Annotated in this window: 15 protein-coding genes; 7 read left to right on the top strand and 8 right to left on the bottom strand. The window is 57.3% G+C overall.

Annotation, left to right across the window (positions count from 1 at the left end; genetic code table 11):
- The first annotated feature begins 2 nt into the window (after nucleotides 1-2).
- From EL361_RS01490 to EL361_RS01465, 6 genes are all read left to right on the top strand, one after another.
- Nucleotides 3-1,064 (top strand): ABC transporter permease, encoded by a 1,062-nt coding sequence (locus EL361_RS01490; protein ID WP_126375869.1) that lies wholly within the window; start codon nucleotides 3-5, stop codon nucleotides 1,062-1,064.
- Nucleotides 1,065-1,077: 13 nt separating this feature from the next.
- The gene (locus EL361_RS01485; RefSeq protein WP_420810690.1) at nucleotides 1,078-2,004 is read left to right on the top strand and encodes an ABC transporter permease; all 927 of its coding nucleotides are present in this window, start codon (nucleotides 1,078-1,080) and stop codon (nucleotides 2,002-2,004) included.
- A 2-nt stretch (nucleotides 2,005-2,006) separates the two neighbouring features.
- Nucleotides 2,007-3,509: an ABC transporter ATP-binding protein gene (locus EL361_RS01480; RefSeq protein ID WP_126375867.1), complete on the top strand. Its 1,503-nt coding sequence runs from the start codon at nucleotides 2,007-2,009 to the stop codon at nucleotides 3,507-3,509.
- Nucleotides 3,510-3,753: 244 nt separating this feature from the next.
- A complete protein-coding gene (locus EL361_RS01475) occupies nucleotides 3,754-4,491 on the top strand; it encodes a basic amino acid ABC transporter substrate-binding protein (RefSeq protein ID WP_126375865.1) in 738 nt (245 codons plus the stop codon).
- A gap of 83 nt (nucleotides 4,492-4,574) precedes the next feature.
- Nucleotides 4,575-5,405, top strand: a complete 831-nt coding sequence (locus EL361_RS01470) for an amino acid ABC transporter permease (RefSeq protein WP_126375863.1) — start codon at nucleotides 4,575-4,577, stop codon at nucleotides 5,403-5,405.
- Nucleotides 5,392-6,132, top strand: a complete 741-nt coding sequence (locus tag EL361_RS01465) for an amino acid ABC transporter ATP-binding protein (protein ID WP_126375861.1) — start codon at nucleotides 5,392-5,394, stop codon at nucleotides 6,130-6,132. Before EL361_RS01470 ends, EL361_RS01465 begins: the two co-directional genes overlap by 14 nt.
- Before the next feature lie 111 nt (nucleotides 6,133-6,243).
- Here the strand turns inward: EL361_RS01465 and EL361_RS01460 are convergent, their stop codons facing one another.
- A complete protein-coding gene (locus tag EL361_RS01460) occupies nucleotides 6,244-7,887 on the bottom strand; it encodes a PAS domain-containing protein (protein WP_172961583.1) in 1,644 nt (547 codons plus the stop codon).
- A 183-nt stretch (nucleotides 7,888-8,070) separates the two neighbouring features.
- Here EL361_RS01460 and EL361_RS01455 point away from each other — a divergent pair, with 183 nt between their 5' ends.
- A complete protein-coding gene (locus EL361_RS01455) occupies nucleotides 8,071-9,387 on the top strand; it encodes an OmpP1/FadL family transporter (protein WP_126375857.1) in 1,317 nt (438 codons plus the stop codon).
- A gap of 110 nt (nucleotides 9,388-9,497) precedes the next feature.
- Here EL361_RS01455 and EL361_RS01450 read toward each other — a convergent pair whose 3' ends face one another.
- The 7 genes from EL361_RS01450 to EL361_RS01420 all read right to left on the bottom strand — a co-directional run bounded on the left by EL361_RS01450 (nucleotide 9,498) and on the right by EL361_RS01420 (nucleotide 19,244).
- Nucleotides 9,498-10,745: a glycosyltransferase gene (locus EL361_RS01450; protein WP_126375855.1), complete on the bottom strand. Its 1,248-nt coding sequence runs from the start codon at nucleotides 10,743-10,745 to the stop codon at nucleotides 9,498-9,500.
- 10 nt (nucleotides 10,746-10,755) lie between these two features.
- On the bottom strand, nucleotides 10,756-12,129 hold the full coding sequence (locus tag EL361_RS01445) for an HlyD family type I secretion periplasmic adaptor subunit (RefSeq protein WP_126375853.1): 1,374 nt from the start codon (nucleotides 12,127-12,129) through the stop codon (nucleotides 10,756-10,758).
- Nucleotides 12,122-13,810: an ATP-binding cassette domain-containing protein gene (locus EL361_RS01440; protein ID WP_126375851.1), complete on the bottom strand. Its 1,689-nt coding sequence runs from the start codon at nucleotides 13,808-13,810 to the stop codon at nucleotides 12,122-12,124. The genes EL361_RS01445 and EL361_RS01440 overlap by 8 nt, the downstream gene beginning before the upstream one ends.
- Nucleotides 13,807-15,489, bottom strand: a complete 1,683-nt coding sequence (locus EL361_RS01435) for an ATP-binding cassette domain-containing protein (RefSeq protein ID WP_126375849.1) — start codon at nucleotides 15,487-15,489, stop codon at nucleotides 13,807-13,809. Before EL361_RS01435 ends, EL361_RS01440 begins: the two co-directional genes overlap by 4 nt.
- A gap of 117 nt (nucleotides 15,490-15,606) precedes the next feature.
- Nucleotides 15,607-16,908, bottom strand: a complete 1,302-nt coding sequence (locus EL361_RS01430) for a TolC family protein (protein ID WP_172961582.1) — start codon at nucleotides 16,906-16,908, stop codon at nucleotides 15,607-15,609.
- Between the two features lie 163 nt (nucleotides 16,909-17,071).
- The gene (locus EL361_RS01425; protein ID WP_126375845.1) at nucleotides 17,072-18,025 is read right to left on the bottom strand and encodes a glucokinase; all 954 of its coding nucleotides are present in this window, start codon (nucleotides 18,023-18,025) and stop codon (nucleotides 17,072-17,074) included.
- A gap of 61 nt (nucleotides 18,026-18,086) precedes the next feature.
- Entirely contained in the window at nucleotides 18,087-19,244 is a 1,158-nt protein-coding gene (locus EL361_RS01420; protein ID WP_126375842.1) for a transporter substrate-binding domain-containing protein, read from the bottom strand.
- Between the last annotated feature and the right edge of the window lie 7 nt (nucleotides 19,245-19,251).

The following is a 19,251-nucleotide window of genomic DNA, read 5'->3' as shown; positions in this document are numbered from 1 at the left end:
TCATGTTCGGTTTCATAGTCATCAAGAGGCAGGAGCCTCCCAAGTGGGGCTCCTTTCTCATTTTTCCGGCCGCATTGGCCTTGTCACTTGGAGCGAGCTGTTTATTGCTCGCTATCCAGGGCAAACCGGCGCTCGACGGCTTGACCATCCTCTATCAGGGGGCCTTTGGTGCGGGTTACGCAGTGGTGGACACCCTGCTCAAAACCGTACCCATCTTCCTCTGTTCCCTGGGTGTGGCCGTCGCCTTCCGCATGCAGGTCTGGAACATCGGGGCCGAAGGACAGTTTGCGCTCGGAGCCATTGGTGCAACCTGGGCCGCTCTGACCTTCCCCGCCCTCCCCGCCTGGCTTCTGCTACCGCTGATGTTTACATCCGCAGCCGTACTGGGCGGCATCTGGGCCATGATTCCGGCATGGCTCAAGCTCAAACTGTCCATCAACGAGATCATCACCACCCTGATGCTGAACTACATCGGCATCCTGATCCTCGACTATCTCGTCTACGGTCCATGGAAAGACCCGAGCAGCTTCGGCTTCCCCATGACCAAAGAATTTCCGGCTGCGGCCATTGTCCCCGCCTTTGAGGGCTCACGCCTGCACTGGGGCATGATTCTCTGTCTGGTCTGCGCACTGCTGTTGTGGGTCTTTTTGACCAAAACCCGCCTGGGCTACGAATTGAAAGCCAGCGGCGAAAGCCTGCGAGCCTCAAGGTACGCCCGCATGCCCTACGGCTTTCTGGTACTGCTCGTCATGGGCCTGTGCGGAGCGCTGGCAGGTTGGGCGGGACTGATGGAAACATCCGCAGTTGTGGGCCGCCTGCAGCCCAGCCTGATGGTGGGCTACGGCTACACGGCAATCGTAGTGGCCTGGTTGGCCCAGTTGAATCCCGGCAAAATCGCCCTGGCCTCGTTCTTCCTGGCCGCCCTGCGGGTGGGCGTGGAAAACCTGCAATTGGAACTTGGCGTGCCCGCTGCTTTTGGTGGTATTATCGAGGGCCTGATCCTGCTCTCCGTACTTGCCGGGCAATTCTTCAACTATTACCGCTTCAAGCGCCCGTCAGCGTAAGGAGAGAGGCATCATGACTGAAATGCTGATCCCCCTGCTGACCGCCGCGGTGCAGTCAGGCACTCCCATCCTCTTCGCGACTCTGGGCGAAATGTTCACCGAACGTGCAGGTATCCTGAACCTTGGTGTTGAAGGCATGATGATCGTCGGGGCCTTTGCCGGGTTCTTCGTCAGCCTGTCCACCGGCAATCCCTGGCTGGGCGTTCTGGCCGCAGGCATTGCCGCATCGGCATTCAGCGCCTTACACGGGTTGGTCTGCCTCAGTTTCCTGGGAAATCAGGTGGTCTCGGGCCTGGCCCTGACCATCCTTGGCGTGGGGCTTGCCGACTTTCTGGGCTCCCCATACATCGGCAAGCAGGCTCCCGGATTCTATGCTTTCGATCTGCCACTGCTTTCGTCCCTGCCCTTTGTAGGCGATATCTTTTTCAAGCATGACGCGCTGGTCTACCTCTCCTATGTCGCCCCTCTAGCCTTCTGGCTATTCTGGCATCGCACCCGAACCGGTCTGGCGCTTACGGCGGCAGGCGAATACCCCCCAGCGGCTTTGGCTGCCGGGTTGAATCCGGTTCGCCTGCGCTGGATCGGCATTATGGCTGGCGGTTTTCTGGTCGGCATCGGCGGAGCGTATCTTTCCCTGGCCTACACCCACCTCTGGACCAACGGCATGACGGCAGGCCGTGGCTGGATCGCCGTGGCATTGGTCATCTTTGCCTTCTGGCGCCCCGGGCGAGCAGTCTTCGGCGCCTACCTGTTCGGTGGAGTCATGGCCTTTCAGCTCCGCTTGCAGGCCTCCGGCACGCAGGTGCCGTCATCATTCCTGCTGATGCTGCCTTACGGACTGACCATCGCGGCACTGCTCTTCTCTGCCCTGCGCGGACGCGGTGGAAGCTCCAGTGCGGCTCCTGCGGCCCTTGGTGTGAATATCGAGCCGGAGCAATAGCCATGACCACATCCAATTCACAGACTCCTCCCGTGGTGCGGCTCCAGGACATTTCCAAATCCTTCGGCCCGGTCAAAGCCAACCAGAACATCTCCCTGGACATCAATGCTGGCAAAGTACTGGCCCTGCTGGGCGAGAACGGAGCGGGGAAGTCCACACTCATGAATATGCTTTCGGGGGTCTTCCCTCCCGATTCCGGCCACATCCTGCTGGACGGGCAGGAGCATCATTTCGAATCACCCAAGGATGCCATCCAGGCAGGCATCGGCATGGTCTACCAGCACTTCAAGCTCGTGAACTCCATGACCGTTGCCCAAAATGTCCTCTTGGGCCAGGAAGGCTCATTCATCATCCGCCCCCGCGAAATGGAAGCACGGGTAGACAAGCTGGCCAAGCGTTACGGATTGGACATCGATCCCGCCGCCATCGTCAACACCCTATCCATGGGCGAACGCCAACGCGTCGAAATCCTGAAGCTCCTCTATCGCGACAGCCGAGTACTCATCTTTGATGAACCCACAGCAGTCCTGACTCCCGGTGAGACCGACCAATTGTTCCAGGCTCTCAAGCAGATGACCAGCCGCGGAAAAGCCATCGTCTTCATCAGCCACAAGCTCAAGGAAGTCCTTCAGGTATCGGATGCGATAGCCATCCTGCGCCGTGGCGAAATTGTGGACAACTCCCCACGGTCACAGATCACCTCCAAGGCCGAATTGGCCAGCCGCATGGTGGGCCGTGAGGTCGTGCAGGAAGTCGATCGCGGTGAAGTGGTCAAAAAAGAACCCGTGCTGGAGATAGAAAACCTGGGCGGAAAGGGCTTGGACAACTTGAGCCTGACCCTGCGCAAGGGAGAGATTATTGCCATCGTTGGCGTAGGCGGCAACGGCCAGAATGAGCTGGTCGACGTTGTTACTGGCGCCATGGCGCCCGAAAAGGGCACCGTGCGCCTGCTGGATCAGGAATGGAAACAGTTTTTCAAACATCCTTCATGGCGCGGAACTGTCGCCCACATTCCCGAGGATCGATTGGGGATGGCAACCTGCCCCGATCTGGACCTGACGGACAACGTCCTACTCACCACCCGGCGCGGCTTCGCCCCCAAGGTTTTTCTGAACCGCACCCTCGCCCTGGATGTGACCAAGACCATCATCCGCCGCTTCCATGTGGCCTGCCCCGGCCCACAAGCCCATGCGCGACAACTGTCGGGAGGCAATCTGCAAAAACTGGTGTTGGGGCGGGAGTTCTTCCGCCGCCCACAGATCATAGTAGCCGAGCAGCCCAGCCAGGGCCTGGACATCTCCGCCACCGAAGAAGTCTGGCATCGATTGCTCAACGCCCGCACCACGGCAGGTGTGCTGCTGGTCACTGGCGATCTGAACGAGGCCTTGCAATTGGCCGATCGCGTGGCGGTCATGTTCAAAGGCCGTTTTATGGACGTTTTTGACGCATCGGATGAAAAAAAAGTTGATTCCATCGGACTCTTGATGGCGGGAATCAGCCAATAATCCAAACGGTTTTCGTATTGAACGCCCCGGAATCAATAGACTATCGATCACTCTACCCTTCATCCCTGCTGCACCCCGCCCCGCTAGGGGGGACTTGTCATCCCTGCCCATATTGGAGTAGTTGATTTAATTCGGGTTTCAAGCAGTCTTGCCGGTAGGCGCCTCGTCCCGGTCGGGCAGCTCCCATTTCTTTGAACGGATTGCGGCAAAGCACCGCACCCTTGAACACATGGAGGAGACGAGCATGTTCAAGAAACTTATGTTGGCCCTTGTAGCTGTAGCCTTCCTGGCTGGTATCGCTCAGGCGAAAACCATCACCTTTGCAGCCGATGCCACCTGGCCGCCCATGGAAATGGTCGATGCCAACAAGGACATCGTCGGCTTCTGCCCTGAACTGGTCAGAGCCATGGCCAAAGCAGGCGGCTTTACCGCTGACATCAAAAACACCGCATGGGATGGCATCTTCGCTGGTCTTGCTTCCGGCAAGTACGACGTCATCGCCTCCTCCGTTTCCATCACCGACGAGCGCAAGCGTGCCATGGACTTCTCCGACCCCTACTTCGAAGTGAAGCAGGGCGTTGTTGTGCGCGAAGGCAGTGGCATCACCGGCCCCGAAGCCCTGAAGGGCAAGACCATTGGTGCCCAGATCGGCACCACCGGTTACTTCGCTGCCAAGAAGATCGCTGGCGCGACCCCCAAGTCCTATGACGAAGTGGGCCTGGCCATCACCGACCTGAACAATGGCCGTCTCGACGCCGTTATCTGTGACGACGCTGTCGCCGCCGACTACGCGCTGACCAACCCTAACTACGCCAAGACTCTGACCCTGGGTTACCTGATTACCCCCGACTCTCCCGAGTACCTCGGCTTTGCCGTGCAGAAGGGCGACAAGGAAGTTCTGGATGCACTGAACAAGGCTCTGGCCAAAGTCAAAGCCTCCGGCGAATACGACAAGATTTTCGCCAAGTGGTTCGGCAACTAAGCCGACAATCCATCGATCCATTCCCGGGGCCGTGCGAATTCGTACGGCCTCGGACATTTCAATAACCTGACAGGGTTTTCATTATGAGCACCAAGAATAAAGTCACCATCGAGGTTGGTGACGGCGCTGCTATCCCCAGAAAAAAGGATCGCGGCATTGTGGACGCATGGTGGCTGTCCTTTATCGGGGCCATCGCCGTCATTTCCTACCTCTGCCTTGCCAAGCCCGAGCCATATCTTCGCATCCTCAAGTTCGTGCCCGATGGGGTCCTGGTCACTTTCCAGGTGACGATCCTGTCCATCATGGTCTCCCTGGTGCTGGGTCTGATCACCGGACTTGGACGACTGTCCCGCAACAGACTGATCAACCTGATCGCCTCAACCTATGTCGAGGTGGTCCGGGGAATTCCGCTCTTGGTGCAGTTGTTCTATCTCTACTTCGCGCTGGGACACGTCTTCCGCAACCTGCCTGAGACCAACGCCTTGTTCCTTTTCCTGAAGAACATGCCGCCGCTGGTGGCCGCGGTTTCCGCAATGGGCATCTGCTACGGCGCGTACATGGGAGAGGTCTTTCGCGCCGGTATCGAGTCCATCGACAAAGGCCAGACCGAAGCCGCCCGTTCGCTCGGCTTCAACCGCGCCCAGACCATGTTCATGGTCATCCTGCCCCAGGCTTGGCGGACCATCCTGCCCCCCGTTGGCAACGAGTTCATTGCCCTGCTGAAGGACTCGTCCCTGGTCTCCATCCTTGCGGTGGCTGACCTGCTCAGGCGTGGACGCGAATTTGCCAGCGAATCATTTTACTATTTCGAAGCGTACACAATGGTTGCCCTGGTGTATTTGGTCATCACTCTTGTGTTGTCCAAAGCCGTCAGCAACATGGAACAGAGGTTGAATTTCTATGACCACGACTAATCCCATCATCCAGATCAAGAACGTCTACAAGCACTACGGGGACCTGACCGCCCTCAACGACGTTAGCCTGGACATTGAGAAAGGCGAAAAGGTGGTCATTCTGGGACCCAGCGGATCGGGTAAATCGACCTTGCTGCGTTCCATCAATCGCCTGGAACAGATTGACCGGGGCCAGATCATCGTGGACGGGGAGAATATCGTCGACCCCGCCAATGACATCAATAAGATCCGTCAGGAACTGGGAATGGTCTTCCAGAGTTTCAACCTCTTCCCGCATAAGACCGTTTTGCAGAACCTGACCATGGCCCCCATGAAGCTCAAGGGCGTGCCCAAGGATGAAGCCCGCGAGACTGCCATGCGCCTGCTGACCAGAGTCGGCATCCCGGACAAGGCTGGGGTTTTTCCCTCCAAACTCTCTGGCGGCCAGCAGCAGCGTGTCGCCATTGCCCGTGCCTTGGCCATGAACCCCAAGATCATGCTTTTTGACGAACCCACATCCGCTCTGGACCCGGAGATGATCGGTGAGGTGCTGGACGTCATGGTCAAGCTGGCCAAGGACGGCATGACCATGGTGGTGGTCACCCACGAAATGGGCTTTGCCCGTGAAGTGGCCGACCGAGTTGTATTCATGGACTACGGTCAGGTTGTGGAAGTCGGCCCTCCGACCCATTTCTTTGAGAATCCGCAGCACGAACGCACCAAGCTGTTCATGAAGCAGATCCTGTAGCCACCGGGTGCATCAAAACAATTACGAAGGGCGTCCCCAAAGGACGCCCTTTTTTATTTCTCATGGCGCAGCATCTCGGCTCCGCCCATCCAGGGTAATCGCCCTGACAGGCTACTCGCCACGATGCTCCGCTCCCAGCCCCGAGAACAGCCAGTCCATGGACCAGCCCGTGTCCCGTCCCACGGCCAATAGCCAATCAGCGGGAATGCGTTGCGCACGCTTGGCGTTGGAAATCGATGCAGGGGAAACATTGAGAAATTCGGCTAACTCCCGGTTCGAGACGGCGCCTGTTGCCTTCTTGAGACGCTCAAGCACCAACTCGGCTCGCCTGAGCTGCATGGCCCGCCCGATATCACGTGCGACAACGTACATTCGGGGTTCATTGAAGAATTCATCATTGAAATAGGATTTTACGGCTACGCGCATATATCTTCCTTTGGCGTTCTTGACGCGACATTCCATGCTGTCCGGCCCTTTTCCTGCCAGAACACGGCGCATACTGCGCTGGGCTCTGGGCAAATCCTCAGGATGAAGGATGTCCAGAATCCCCGTCAATTCAGGGGGTGTCTCGGATTCGCCTTCGCCAGCACCAAGCACTGTGGGCGAAAAGAGTGTTGAGCTGCGCCGAATAAGCCGCCCCTGAGAATCAATCACCAGAACCGCGTCGCCCTCTTCCTCCACTATAGATTCCATGAAAGCGGTCTCTCGTCCGGCTTGGCGCGTAATGTCAGTGCAAATCCCCAGAAGCCCCACAACATCACGGCCCGTTTGATCAAAGATGGGGCGACGGACAACGCGATACCAAAGTGCCCCCCCTGCAAAATGCGGCATCATGGACGTCACGATTTCACGACGTTCCTCAAACACCCGAATTGCCGCCTGGATCAAGCCTTGAGCAATGGATTCCTGAAACAATTTATTCTCGCGCCCACCCACGGCGTCCTCACGCCGAAGCCGAAAAGCCCGCAGGTAACTGGCGTTGACCGCTGCGAGGGTGTGATCCCTGCCAGCGACCCAGGCAATATCCGGCAGGGCTTCAACAATTGCGCCAAAGGTCTTCAGCATTTCCGATGCGTCCGGTGTCTTTGGGGAACGAAAGTATCCCGAATAAGCCCAAACGCTGCCATCGCGTTGACGCAATGCATGAGCCGTAAACAGGAAGGCCCGAGGCTCACCGTCCTTGCAACGCAAGGTCACTTCACCCCGCTTGATGAATCCATATTCGAACAACCCACGAAGGATACGCCGATGTTCCCCATCATCAAAATAGAGCTGCCCTGTATTCATGGCCAGAACCTCTGCCCGGCCATATCCGCACAAACGACAGATTTCCGCGCTGACATCCAACACAGTGCCGTCCGGCCGGATGGTGAAGCCCATACCCTCGCCATCGCCTCCCACAGGGTCCAGAGGCCGTCCCAGGGCCATTATAATAACACCTCCACGCTCAGGCAGGTGCAATTCCACGCCTCGCCAGAGCATCTGCCGCATCCCTCGCCCATCGGCGGTGCTGACAGTGACAACAAGGTCACTCATGGGCGGTCCGCCTCGAGCTTCGGCAATGGAGCGGCGCAGCACTCGAGCTTCGCTTTCCTGCAAACCATCATACACACTGCCGAGATCCCGGCCGCGATGGACGCCCCGGCGCCGACGCCAGACCCTGTTGGCATACAAGATTCTACCCGACGGTTCAAAGAGCAGCCCGTATTCTCCTGTTCGTTCCAGGCGATCAGCGTAAAGGTCAAACATGTCCATTAAGCAGCCTCCATTCATCTAGAATGTCATACAACTGCCTTAAGATTCATTAAAAGTGAATAAGAACCTTTAGCTGTAAACAAATCATTAATGAAAAACAGGCTGTTGCGACTTGATCAATTCTTTCTGCGGATTATAGTGCTTGCGCCTTTCCCATTAAACACTTCAACTGGAGACGCACCTATGCCCCGCGCGGCCCTACCCATCCTGACGCTGCTGTTGTTCCTGACCACCGCCACCTCCGGCCACTGCGCCGGCTATGCCCTGTATGAATGGAGCGCGCGCGGCAATGCCCTGGGCGGCGCCTTTGCTGCCAAGGCCGATGATCCTTCAGCCATTGCCTTCAACCCCGCAGGGATCACACAGCTTGAAGGCAGTCATTTTCAGGCTGGTGCCGCGTTCATTGCCCCCAATACCAACGTCACAGCCGAAACGGCTGCCGGAACCAAGGGCGAGGGCGAAGGCGATATCTGGACCATTCCCAGTGCCTATTACACGAACCAGTTGAACGACAACGTCTGGATCGGCTTGGGCATGTACTCAAGAGTCGGTCTAGGATCCGATTACAGCGACCAGGAGACATGGTTCGGACGCTACAACTGTGCCTCAGCCAGCATCAAGGCCACCTCTCTGGTCACCGCCTTTGCCTGGAAAGTCACCGATGAGCTGTCTCTGGCCTTTGCTCCGGAAATCATCGTCATGGACTTCGGCTATTCCAAATATACCGACGTCACCATGGCCAACAACCCGGCAACAACGGCCAACGATGTTCGCCAGGAAATTTCCTGCCAGGGCTGGACCCCCGGCTACACCTTCGGCCTACATTGGAAACCCGAGGATTGGTTCTCGGCAGGGCTCGTCTATCGCGGGAAATCCGAGCTGACCGTTCGCGGCGATGCGGATTTCGATCGCGGCCCCAACGTCAACGCAACACTCGCCGCCATGATCGGTAGCGGCGTCCCTGCCCAGGTGGCTGCGGGTACCTTTTTCGATGCCGGACTGCGAGACACCGATGTCCAGGGCACCGAGCCCATCCCCGGTTCCGCGACCATGGGCCTCATGTTCAGACCCATGGATGACCTGACAGTGGAACTGGACGTGACCAGGACCTTCTGGAGCGCCTACAAGAAACTGGTTTTCAATTATGACAACGTGCTGAACAGTCAGGGCTTCGACAAGAACTGGGTGGACACCTGGCGCTGGCAGTTGGGCGTTGAATACAGCGCTACGGACTGGCTGGATCTTCGGGCCGGTTATGTTTACGACCAGTCCCCGATCCCCGATGATTACGTCGACTATGCCGTTCCCGGCAATGACCGTCAGATTGTCAGCCTGGGCGCCGGCCTTGTCTTCGACGACCTGACGGTAGACCTGTCCTACGGTTACCTCTGGGTCATGGACCGCGATGTGGAAGCAAGACCCACTGAAGGCGTGTTTGACTCGTCCTTCACGGGTGGAAAAACCCATATCGTCGGGTTGTCCATCAATTACAAATTCTAGAACTGTACCCCCCGGCATCGAACGACTCCGAAACAAAAAGGCCCGGAGCATCAACTCATGATGCTCCGGGCCTTATCTTTTGCCATTTTCGCTAAAAAAACAGGAATACCCTATTTGCTCTGCGCGCGGGCCTTCAGGCCCTTGATGGCCGTCTGTTCCAACAGCTTGAGATGCTTGGGCAGAAGCTTCTTCAAATCATAACGGGTCAAGGCGGTCTGGCGGGCGTTCTCCCCCAAGCGCCGGGCCAGGGAACGATCATCCAGAATCTCTTCCACCCGATCAGCAAGTTCCAAAGGCTTGAAGAAATCGAAGAGCAAGGCATTGTTCCCATGAGACACCGCCTCACGCACTGGTTCGGTATCCGAGGCCGCCAAAGGGCAACCACAGGCCATGGCCTCGACAAAAGACCAGGAAAGCACGAAGGGCCGCGACAGATAGATGTGACACCGGCTGGCCTGCAACAATTTCCGGTACTCGCCGTAAGGCAGCGAGCCCACGAAATGCAATCGCGACTCATCCACGTCCAGGGTTTCGAGCAGGTGCTGCTTCCAGCTCTTGCCATCGGCGCGCGGCGAGCCATAGCATACCCGTTCGGTCCCTGCGACAACCACATGCAACTTTTCCCGCCGCTTCTGAAGAATCTCCACCCCCTTCATGAACTGCGGAAAACCGCGATATGGCTCCATGCCTCGCCCGGCGAAGGTCACTACTTCATCCTCGGCGGACAGGTCCAGATCACCCAGAATCATAGGCTGCTCCGGGTTCGGACTAAAAAAATCAGTATCCACGCCATCATGCAGGACTTCAATCTTGGGCTGGAATTCCTGTGGGAACTGGCTACGCTGCCAATGGGTGGGGGAAAGCCCTTGGGTACAAGCCCAAAGATCATTAAAGATTGATGAATTCCGGGTACGCATCAACATGGGAGCCCGGTATTCACCAGCCGCCGGCGCAGGAGTATCAAACAGGGCATCGGCCCCGGCAGGATCATAGAACCATTCAAAATAGCACAGCAGAGGAACATCGGGCCAGATATCCTTGAGGTACAAGGTGCTGCCCCAGCCCGAATTGGCATAGATCACGTCGGGCCTGAAGCCCTGACGGTTCAGTTCATGAGCTGTCCTGTGCATGGCCTCACCAAGGAGCACGGCATCCTGAACAGGATTTGCCAACCGGTGGGCTTTCAGTCCCTCGCCCTGGACAGGCGTGAACAGCACCTTGCTCACTCCGGGGATGGACCACTCATGACGGGGATTTTTGGTGGCAAAAACAACCACATTTCCGGTGGCCTGCCCCAGACTCATCGCCACATGCCTGAGCTGTGCCGGAAAATTGGGGTGAATGAGCAAAACCTTCATGACCGTCCCCTTAGCGCTCGTGCAGAGCCTCATCCACTGACCCGATAAAGGGATCAAGCAGATATTCCAGCACAGTCCGGTTGCCGGTATGAATATAGACCATGACAAGCATGCCCGGAATCAGATTGTATTCGAAATCTCCATGTGCAAAGGAATCCCCTTTGGTCTCGATACGAACCGAATAGTAGGTCGCTCCCTCGGGGGTCGTGAACGTATCCGGGCTGACCTGGACCACGGTTCCTTCCAGTTTCCCGAAGCGTGCTGCATCACTGGATGCCAGCTTGACCACAGCTCGCTGCCCTGACTGAACGTAACCGATATCACCAATGGGCAGATGCGCCTCCACCACCAATCTGTCGGACGACGGGACAATGTCTACAATGGTCTCACCGGCCTGCACCACTCCACCGATGGTCACGTAGTGCAACTTCTTGATCACGCCTTCCACGGGGGACCGAATGATGGTCCGTTGCAGACTGTCGGCAAATTTACGCATGCGCTGGGTGAATTCCTCAAACTCACGCCTGGCCTTGCGCAGATCCTGCTTGGCATTTTCACGAAATTCCGTTTCGGAGCTATCCAGATTTTGACGCGCTTCGGCCAGAGAAGATTTCGCCCGGGGCAGTGCGGCCTTGTCCTGCTCAATCTTGTTCAGATAACTCGACTGCTCGCGCAGATATCCCAGATGCTGGAATTCGGTAGTGAGATTGTCCTTGAGCAACTCGGCAGACAGGCTCACCTGTTCCCGAATGATTTTCAGACTGTTCCGATTGTTGCGCAGTCTGGCCTCAATCTCATTAATATCTTCCTGGCGTTGGATCACGTTTTCCTTCAAGGCTGCAATCTCGCCCCGAATGCGCCGCAGCTTTGTCTTGAATAAATCCATGGTCTGAGCCGTCAGGTCAGGATGCTGCTTCTGGAACCCCTCGGGAAAAACCAACTTGTCCTTGCCTTCCGCCAGCGCAATGTGCATGGCGACCTCTGCGGTCAGCGAAACAATTCGCACTTCGAGTTCCTCAACACTGGCTCCCTGAAAAGTCTCCTCCAGAATCATCAGTGGCTGACCAGCATTGACCACATCCCCTTCACGAACCTTGATTTCGCGGATGATTCCACCCTCCAGATGCTGAACACTCTTGACCTTTGTACTGGGGATGACTTCACCCGAGGCCGTGCTGACCACGTCAAGCTGCCCCACGGCAGCCCACACCAGGAACAGAAACATCAACGCCGCAGTCAGCCACAGGAACAATCGTGCAGTCCGCGTGGCGCCTCTTTCTCCAGAGCCGGACACGAGTCCCACGATTGCCTGCTCAAATCTGCCCAGAAGATCCTGGACAGGCTTGTTGCCGGTATGCTTGGTATCGGCCTTGTCATCAGGCATGGTTTTTCTCCATTGCGGCAGTCCCGGGAAGCGGCGCAAGCCTCATGATGGTCGGAACCGGTTTAACATTCAAATCTACAGCGAAATGAGGAGAGTCGACTACGGCCAGATCGTGAGACAAGACAATGACGGTACAGCCCTGCTCCGCGAGGCTCCGTATCAATTCATGGGCCGCCTTGGCACCTTCGGAGTCCAGGCCCTCCAAAGGCTCATCAAAAATCGCCAACTGCCCATCGGTAATCAGGGCTCGGGCCATGGCAATCCGCCTACGCACGCCAAGGGGAAGATTGCGGCCAAGTTCGGTCATCGATGTCTCCAATCCCAGAGCGGAAGCCCCCAGCCAGCGAGCCAAGCCGGCCCTTGAAACAGCCCTGTCCACACTGTCTTCGGTCGCCTCCGGGTTCGCCATCAGGATATTCTCCCGAATCGTCCCTGCAAGAAACTCTGGCTCCTGAGGCACATACACAAGTTGCTTGCGCCACCAGGCCGGAGCCAACTGACGAATGGTGATCCCATCGGCCAAAACCTCGCCACGCATCGGGTCCAGCAGCCCGGTCAACAGCCGGGCCATCGTCGTCTTGCCCGTTCCATTGGCCCCGTGGATAACCGTCACGCTGCCCGGCACAAGAGACAGGGACAGGGATTCAAAGAGAGGTCCTGTCCCGCCGGGATAGGCGAAGGCCATGTCCTTGAGCTCCAGCCGGCCACTGTAACTGCGCAGGGCCGTTCCATTCTGGAGTTCCAAGGGGAGTTTGAAAAATTCGCGCAAAAAGCCAAGGGCCTGTTCTGCACGTGATAACTGAGACACGGCACCTACCAGTAGAGATGCCTGTCTGATGCCACGCGAGACAAGGATATTGGCTGCAATCAAAGCCGCAAAGGACAACTCACCCAACACGCATTGCTTGGCACCCCAGGCATAGATGCAGACCCGCACCAGAACAGCAAGGGTCTGATTGGCACCGATGCTACGCCCCTTCAGGCCCGCCAGACGTTCCCGCACATCCAGGAGCGCGCCCATGTACCCGCGCCAGACCTTGCGCAGATAATCCCCCGCACCATAGGCGCGGACGGTATCCGCTCCGGCCAGGGCCATTGAGGAAACACCACGAACAGCCACAGAGGCCCGCTGCATCTCAAGAACACTCTTACGATTGGCAGACATCGACGTCAGGCCCAGAATCACCGTCACCACCATCCCGACCAATCCGATCCAGGCCAGCGCAGGGCTCAAAAAGAACGTCGCCACGATGAACAACAGGGAAAAAGGTGCATCCAGCATCGCACAAACCGTACCCGGCGCAAAAGCCGTTTGAACAGTCTGCAAGTGGCCTGTCATCTCCTGCTTTGCTCCTTCCGGCACCCGGAGCAAAGCCATGGTTCGGGCCCGCGTCAGTACCTCGAACAGGGCGTGGGCGATCTCCCGATCCCGCTCGATGGACAACAACCCCGCCATCAGCGTCCTGGCCTGACGGAACCCGATCTGCATCAGCAGGGCCACCAGCATCCCCACGGACAGGGTAATCAAAGTTCCGTCAAATCCGGAATCCACATACTGCCCGAGAATGAGCATCACGAATAATGGCGATGCAAAAGACAACAGATTGACGAAAAACGAAGCGCCCAGCAGTTGGGCCATGATGAGTGGTTTGGCGCGCAGTCTCTGCAGAAATTCCTTCATCGTGCCACCTGCTCCTGGCTGATGGCGCGCCCGCCGGGACGCAGGACATGCCCCTCACCAACTCCGAGGTCCAGAATCTGATGAGCTCCCTTGACGATGGCCGGATCATGGCTGATGACAATAATGGTTGCCCCGCCCTGAGCCAGATCGTTCATGGCCTTATAGACCATGGCCGTGCCTTCCGCATCCAATCCCTCTGTGGGTTCATCCAAAAGCAACAGCCGCCCGCCCCCGCACAGGGCCCGGGCCAGGGCCATGCGCTTGCGGATGCCCACAGGCAAGGTGCGTCCGGCATCAATCATCGGGCTTTCCAAGCCCTTGTCTGAGAGATCAATGAATCGGACGAGCCCCGAAGCATTGATAATCCGCCGCAGTTCCCGCTCTTCGATTTCCGGATTGCCCACAGTCAGATTTTCACGAAAACTGCCTGCCAGGAAGAACGGCTCCTGGGGAACATATGCCAGCTGCTTTCGCCACCACTTGGGATTCAGCTCGCGCAGATCCCTGCCATCGGCCAACACACGACCAGCCTGGGGTGCAGCCAATCCGGCCACCAGCCGCATCAGCGTCGACTTGCCGGAGCCGTTAGCCCCCTGCACAGCGAGCACCTCTCCCGGAGCCAGCGCCAGATCAAGGCCCTGAAACAGAGGACTGCCATTGGGAAAGGCGTAGGACATCCCTGCGAGTTCAAGGGCCCCCTCATAGGTTTCAGGGATCGCTCCTGCGTGACGTTCACCAGGCAATCCCGTGAGTTCACCAATGCGCCGCATGGCTTCCCGCGCCTGCTCAAGCAGAGAATAGGCATTGGCACAGGCTGTCGCCTTCTGAATGGCATAGGACCCCAGAATGCTCGCGCCGATGAGTGCCGCGACGCTCAATTCTCCCTCCACAGCCAGTTTGGCTCCCACCGAATAAATGGCAACGCGCACAAAGACACCGGCACCGAGGGTCACACTCTGGGACAAGCCTCGCGTGTCCTCCAACACATTGCGCAAGACGCCAATGCGCCCTACCTGTGCCGTCCATTGCTTGTGGCAATACTCAGCACCACCAAAAACGCGTACGGTGTCGGCTGCTCGGGTGGCGGTTCCCACCATGGCATGATGGCGCCCGGACTCGTCGGCCAAGTCAGCACCACCACGGCGCGCCAAATGCACGGATGCCAAACCGGCACCCAGTGAAATAGCCACACCAATCAGCACTATCAGTGAGAGCAAAGGACTCAGGAAAAAGACTGAAGCGGTAAACATCAAGGCAAATGGAGCGTCCAGCAAGGCTCCAATATTGAGGGCATCGTAAGCAGATTGAGTGGTCTGAAAATCAACAACGGCGCCCCGGACTCTTTCAGGAGGCAACTCCTGCAAAGCCATGGCATCGGAATCCACCAGAGCGGTGGCCATGTCCTCGCTCAGCGTCTTGTCAAAATCGCGACTAACGTCCGCAGCCAGAATATCCCGTGAACGCCGTACTCCCCACTGCAAGCCCAATGCAACGAGGGTTCCTGCCGTAAGGATGATCAGGGTGCCATCGAACCCATAGGCGATGTAGCGCCTGAGCACGATCATCACGAAAATCGTATCAGCCAAAGCCAACACGTTCGTACAGACCGAAGCCAGAACAAGCTCAGCGCTCAATGCAGGATTCCGCTTCAGGCGGACAATCAGTTCATCCATGACCATGGGTACGCAGACAATCCTTTTCAACCAAGTACAAGTACCGAAAAAAAACCGGCAGGCCCGCCGCACGCGGACCCGCCGGGGGTAATCACTGATTCACTGAAGCTTGAGACCTGTGTTCTACTGAGCCGGGAACAAGTCGAGTTCGAGCTGCCCCATGGCGTGCATCAGCGTGTACGCCTGGATCATCTGATCCACTTCGGCAGTAATGGCACCACTGCGGGCAGAATTCAGATTCACTTCCGCAGAAAGAACATCCAGCAGAGAGCGATTGCCAAGCTTGCGCTCCTTGCGTGCCAACTCCAGGAATTCCTCGGAGATCACGGCCTGGTTTCTGAACCATTCAGCCTTGGAGCGGGCAGTGATTAGATTCTGCCAGGCAACGCGCACCTGCTCTTCGATGGTCCGCTCAACATCCAGTACGGTGTTCACCGCAGCAGAACGGTCCTTGCGCGAAGCCGCCAAGGTGGCCGTGTCGCCGCCGCCATTATAGAAATTGTAATTAAACTCGACACCCAAACGCTGCTCCCACTTGACGGTGTCCTTCTGCCCACCATCGTTCTCCTTGCGCCAGTATTCGGCGAAGGCATTGAAGTGCGGGTAGAAGCTCGCCAATGCGGTCTCGACGGAACCATCGGCGGTTTCGACCATGCTCTGGGAAATGAGGATGCTCGGATTCTTCTGGAAGGAGACATTGATCGCCTCGTCCACGGTTCCGGGAACCTGAGCATAAGGAGCGTTGGGATAGCTAAACGAAGTGATCAGGGCATCGTCCGGGCTGAAACCAAACACGGCCTTGAATCGGCTGCGGGCATTTTCCAGTTGCCCCTCGTTGACAACACGCAACGCTGCGACCTCGGCCAGCTGGGCCTTGGCCTGAAGGACATCGGAAGACAGGCCGGCGCCCTTCTCCACGAGGGATTCCTCGATACCTGTCTGGCGCATGATATTTTCTTCGGACTGAAGGGCGTATTCAAGGGTACGCACAGCCTTCATCAGCTGTAGATAAGCGTTGGCTCCCTCAAGAAGCAGTCCCTGGCGGGTAAAGGTCTTAGTCTGTTCGGCCTGCTTGTACATACCTTCGTTGCCTTTGATCCCACCATCGACCAAGCCCGCGTCCCAGATGTTCTGGGTACCACGGAACTTCACGATATTGCGGGTCAGGGAAACGGAGGCGGCGTTATTGTAGTCCGTCACTTCACGGGCTACGTCACCACTGAAATTGAGTTTGGGATACCAAGCCGTTTTCGAGGCCTTGTAGCGCTCCAGACCGGCTTCCTCAGTGTCCTGCGCCGCTTTGAGGCGCTCATGCTGAGTCAGCATTTCCGGCAGCAATTCGCCTAGGGTCTTGGCCTGAACCGTCCCTACGGTAGCCACGGACATTGCAACGCAGATTGCTATGGCAAAACAAATTTTCTTCAAAACACTCCCCCCCTGTATCGATAAAATGACTAAAATACATGCACAATGAGGCATTATATATAAGATACAGGCAAGAAGAAAGTCAACAGATCAAGAATTGTAATCGTTCAGCAACTCAGCCCTGGTAAGGCTCTGCGCAATTCGCAGATCAACGACATTGCCTTTAAGCAACGCATTGCTGCCAAGCCGAAAAAGCCGCCCCCCACAGACCGGAATCCTCGCACCTGTTCAGACGCACCGGAATCCCGGCCAACAAATCCCGATGGGTTTCCGAATTTCTGAATTCGGCCCCAAAGGAATCATGTTCAACTAGCTCCGTGGCCTTGGCGGCAACTCCTCCGCTGACGACAATCCCGCCCGTGGCCATCAAATCAAGGGCCAGATGGCGGCAGGCCCTGCCATAGAACCGGGCCGCCCACTCCAGAACTTCGGGATGACGATCAAATGCAGCCACAACCTCAGCGGGGGCAAGCTCATCACCAGTATGGAAGGCATGAATCGAGGACAAGCCGCCCCCGGACAGGACCAAATCCCCAATAATCTGCTGGCGGTCACAACGTTCCATCATGAAACGCTGAAAATCGAACTCCCTACGACCAGAGAAAGGGAACAAGCTATGACCGCCTTCGGTGGACAGAGCCAGCCAGCGGCCCCGTCCATCCGGTACAAGGGCTGCTTTGCCAAGTCCCGTGCCAGCACCGATCACTCCCACAACGCTCTGTTCGTCAGGTTGTCCTGGCAGAATATCCAGAGCCTTGCCCATCACCGCTGTGCGCACGGCAAAGGCCTGGGCCGCAAAATCATTGATCAGAATGTAACGCGAAAAGCCGTACTTCTCCCGAGCTTCCGAGAGGTCCACTTCCCACGCGATATTGGGAGGATTGCAAGAGTTGCCCCCGAGCACCGGGCCAGCCACTGCCAGGGCCACATAATCGGCATCGCAGGGCCGCAAGGGAAAATCACTGTCTTCCAGAAGAATCAACAGGTGCCCGAAGTCGGCAGCATCGGTGGTGGAAAACCAGACCGAGGTTTCCATTTCGAGAGATCCTTCCCGCCCCTCAAACACGGCAAAACGACTATTGGTGCCACCAATATCAGCAGCAAGAATCTTCGTCATGGGTTCTCCCCTCCTTGGTGCGCAAGCGCCCCTGCCCTGACAATGATGGCTGGCGTATCGGTCAGGACCCAGGCATTCCGGGCATTCTGTCCGGGAACGGCAGCAGTTTGGGCAGTGACCAGGCCTCGTATTCACCACGGTTGGGTTCCAGCAGAACAAGCACGCTCCGACCGTACTCCCACAGGAGCTGGCGTTCAGCGGCCGAAGGCGGCAGGACCAACCCGGTCCGCGAAATCTTCACGGCCGCATAGATCTGGAGCTGTCCGGCGGAAACAGCCTTGGTCAAAGCCACTTCCAGAGCCCCTATTCCTGCACCGGGGGCTGCATTCTCGATATTGGCTCCAACGAAAACAGCTCCCGAACGTGTGAGTACGGCAGCGGCCTCGGGCTTCCCGCTGTGCGGCGCATAAGCCATGGGCAGGACCTTCTTGGCCTCGGCCACCAGGCGGCCCATGTCCGAGGTGGTCATCTCGGGCACAAACCACTTGCGGTAAATGCGGTCATATTCACCGTTGACCATCAGTCGCTTGAGCCCCCTGTCCATGAGATCGCGCAGCCCGGTCTCCCCCTTGTAGAGGGCATAGTAGACTGGCACGGAACGAACCGTGGAGCCGATAACCACCAGATTTTTCATGTTCTTGCGAGCAATGATGTCGCGGGCGATCTTGTCGGTACCGAAATATGCAGCGGCATCGCCCGACAGCACCGCTTTCAGGGCTTGCTCGCCGTCCTCATAGAGTTTGATCTTCACGCCACCAAATTCCTGAAGCAGGCGCTGATAGAGTGAATCACGAATGGCGGCGATGGTCTGGCCCCTGAGTTGGCCCACGTGGGTATAATTGGAGGTCTGATTGGCAAAGAACTTGAGATCCAGAGTCATGGTGGGGGTCTCGGGGAAGATGAACACCTTCTCCCGAAGCGGAGTCTTGGTCATGCCCGCCGCGACCTGAATCAACCCTCCGGACAATTCCGCCTGAGCCCGTTCCCAATCACGCATAGGCTTGTATTCGATGCCCAGGCCAGAGCCTTCGAGTACAGCCGTAAATAGTTCCACCTCAAACCCGGTGGGGACCTGATTCCGAACATAGGAAAACGGCATGAACTTACGATCAAAGGCAAAGACAACCTTGCGATCGTTGGCGGCCCAGGCCGCTGCGGGGGCAAGTACGGCAGCGGCTACGACAAAGGCAGCAACGGCGGCACAAATCAAACGTTTCATCGTCGAT

It is taken from the genome of Desulfovibrio ferrophilus (assembly GCF_003966735.1).
In the GTDB taxonomy this organism is placed as follows: domain Bacteria; phylum Desulfobacterota; class Desulfovibrionia; order Desulfovibrionales; family Desulfovibrionaceae; genus Desulfovibrio_Q; species Desulfovibrio_Q ferrophilus.
Note: the sequence above shows the minus strand (reverse complement) of the source record. Positions and strands in the feature narration are given on the sequence as shown.

What these genes read in the sequence shown, in the direction of transcription:
- EL361_RS01475 (WP_126375865.1), top strand. Translation starts at nt 3,754, where the DNA reads ATGTTCAAGAAACTTATGTTGGCCCTTGTAGCTGTAGCCTTCCTGGCT.
- EL361_RS01425 (WP_126375845.1), bottom strand. Translation starts at nt 18,025, where the DNA reads ATGACGAAGATTCTTGCTGCTGATATTGGTGGCACCAATAGTCGTTTT.
- EL361_RS01485 (WP_420810690.1), top strand. Translation starts at nt 1,078, where the DNA reads ATGACTGAAATGCTGATCCCCCTGCTGACCGCCGCGGTGCAGTCAGGC.
- EL361_RS01420 (WP_126375842.1), bottom strand. Translation starts at nt 19,244, where the DNA reads ATGAAACGTTTGATTTGTGCCGCCGTTGCTGCCTTTGTCGTAGCCGCT.
- EL361_RS01480 (WP_126375867.1), top strand. Translation starts at nt 2,007, where the DNA reads ATGACCACATCCAATTCACAGACTCCTCCCGTGGTGCGGCTCCAGGAC.
- EL361_RS01440 (WP_126375851.1), bottom strand. Translation starts at nt 13,810, where the DNA reads ATGAAGGAATTTCTGCAGAGACTGCGCGCCAAACCACTCATCATGGCC.
- EL361_RS01465 (WP_126375861.1), top strand. Translation starts at nt 5,392, where the DNA reads ATGACCACGACTAATCCCATCATCCAGATCAAGAACGTCTACAAGCAC.
- EL361_RS01490 (WP_126375869.1), top strand. Translation starts at nt 3, where the DNA reads ATGTTCGGTTTCATAGTCATCAAGAGGCAGGAGCCTCCCAAGTGGGGC.
- EL361_RS01460 (WP_172961583.1), bottom strand. Translation starts at nt 7,887, where the DNA reads ATGGACATGTTTGACCTTTACGCTGATCGCCTGGAACGAACAGGAGAA.
- EL361_RS01450 (WP_126375855.1), bottom strand. Translation starts at nt 10,745, where the DNA reads ATGAAGGTTTTGCTCATTCACCCCAATTTTCCGGCACAGCTCAGGCAT.
- EL361_RS01470 (WP_126375863.1), top strand. Translation starts at nt 4,575, where the DNA reads ATGAGCACCAAGAATAAAGTCACCATCGAGGTTGGTGACGGCGCTGCT.
- EL361_RS01445 (WP_126375853.1), bottom strand. Translation starts at nt 12,129, where the DNA reads ATGCCTGATGACAAGGCCGATACCAAGCATACCGGCAACAAGCCTGTC.
- EL361_RS01455 (WP_126375857.1), top strand. Translation starts at nt 8,071, where the DNA reads ATGCCCCGCGCGGCCCTACCCATCCTGACGCTGCTGTTGTTCCTGACC.
- EL361_RS01435 (WP_126375849.1), bottom strand. Translation starts at nt 15,489, where the DNA reads ATGGTCATGGATGAACTGATTGTCCGCCTGAAGCGGAATCCTGCATTG.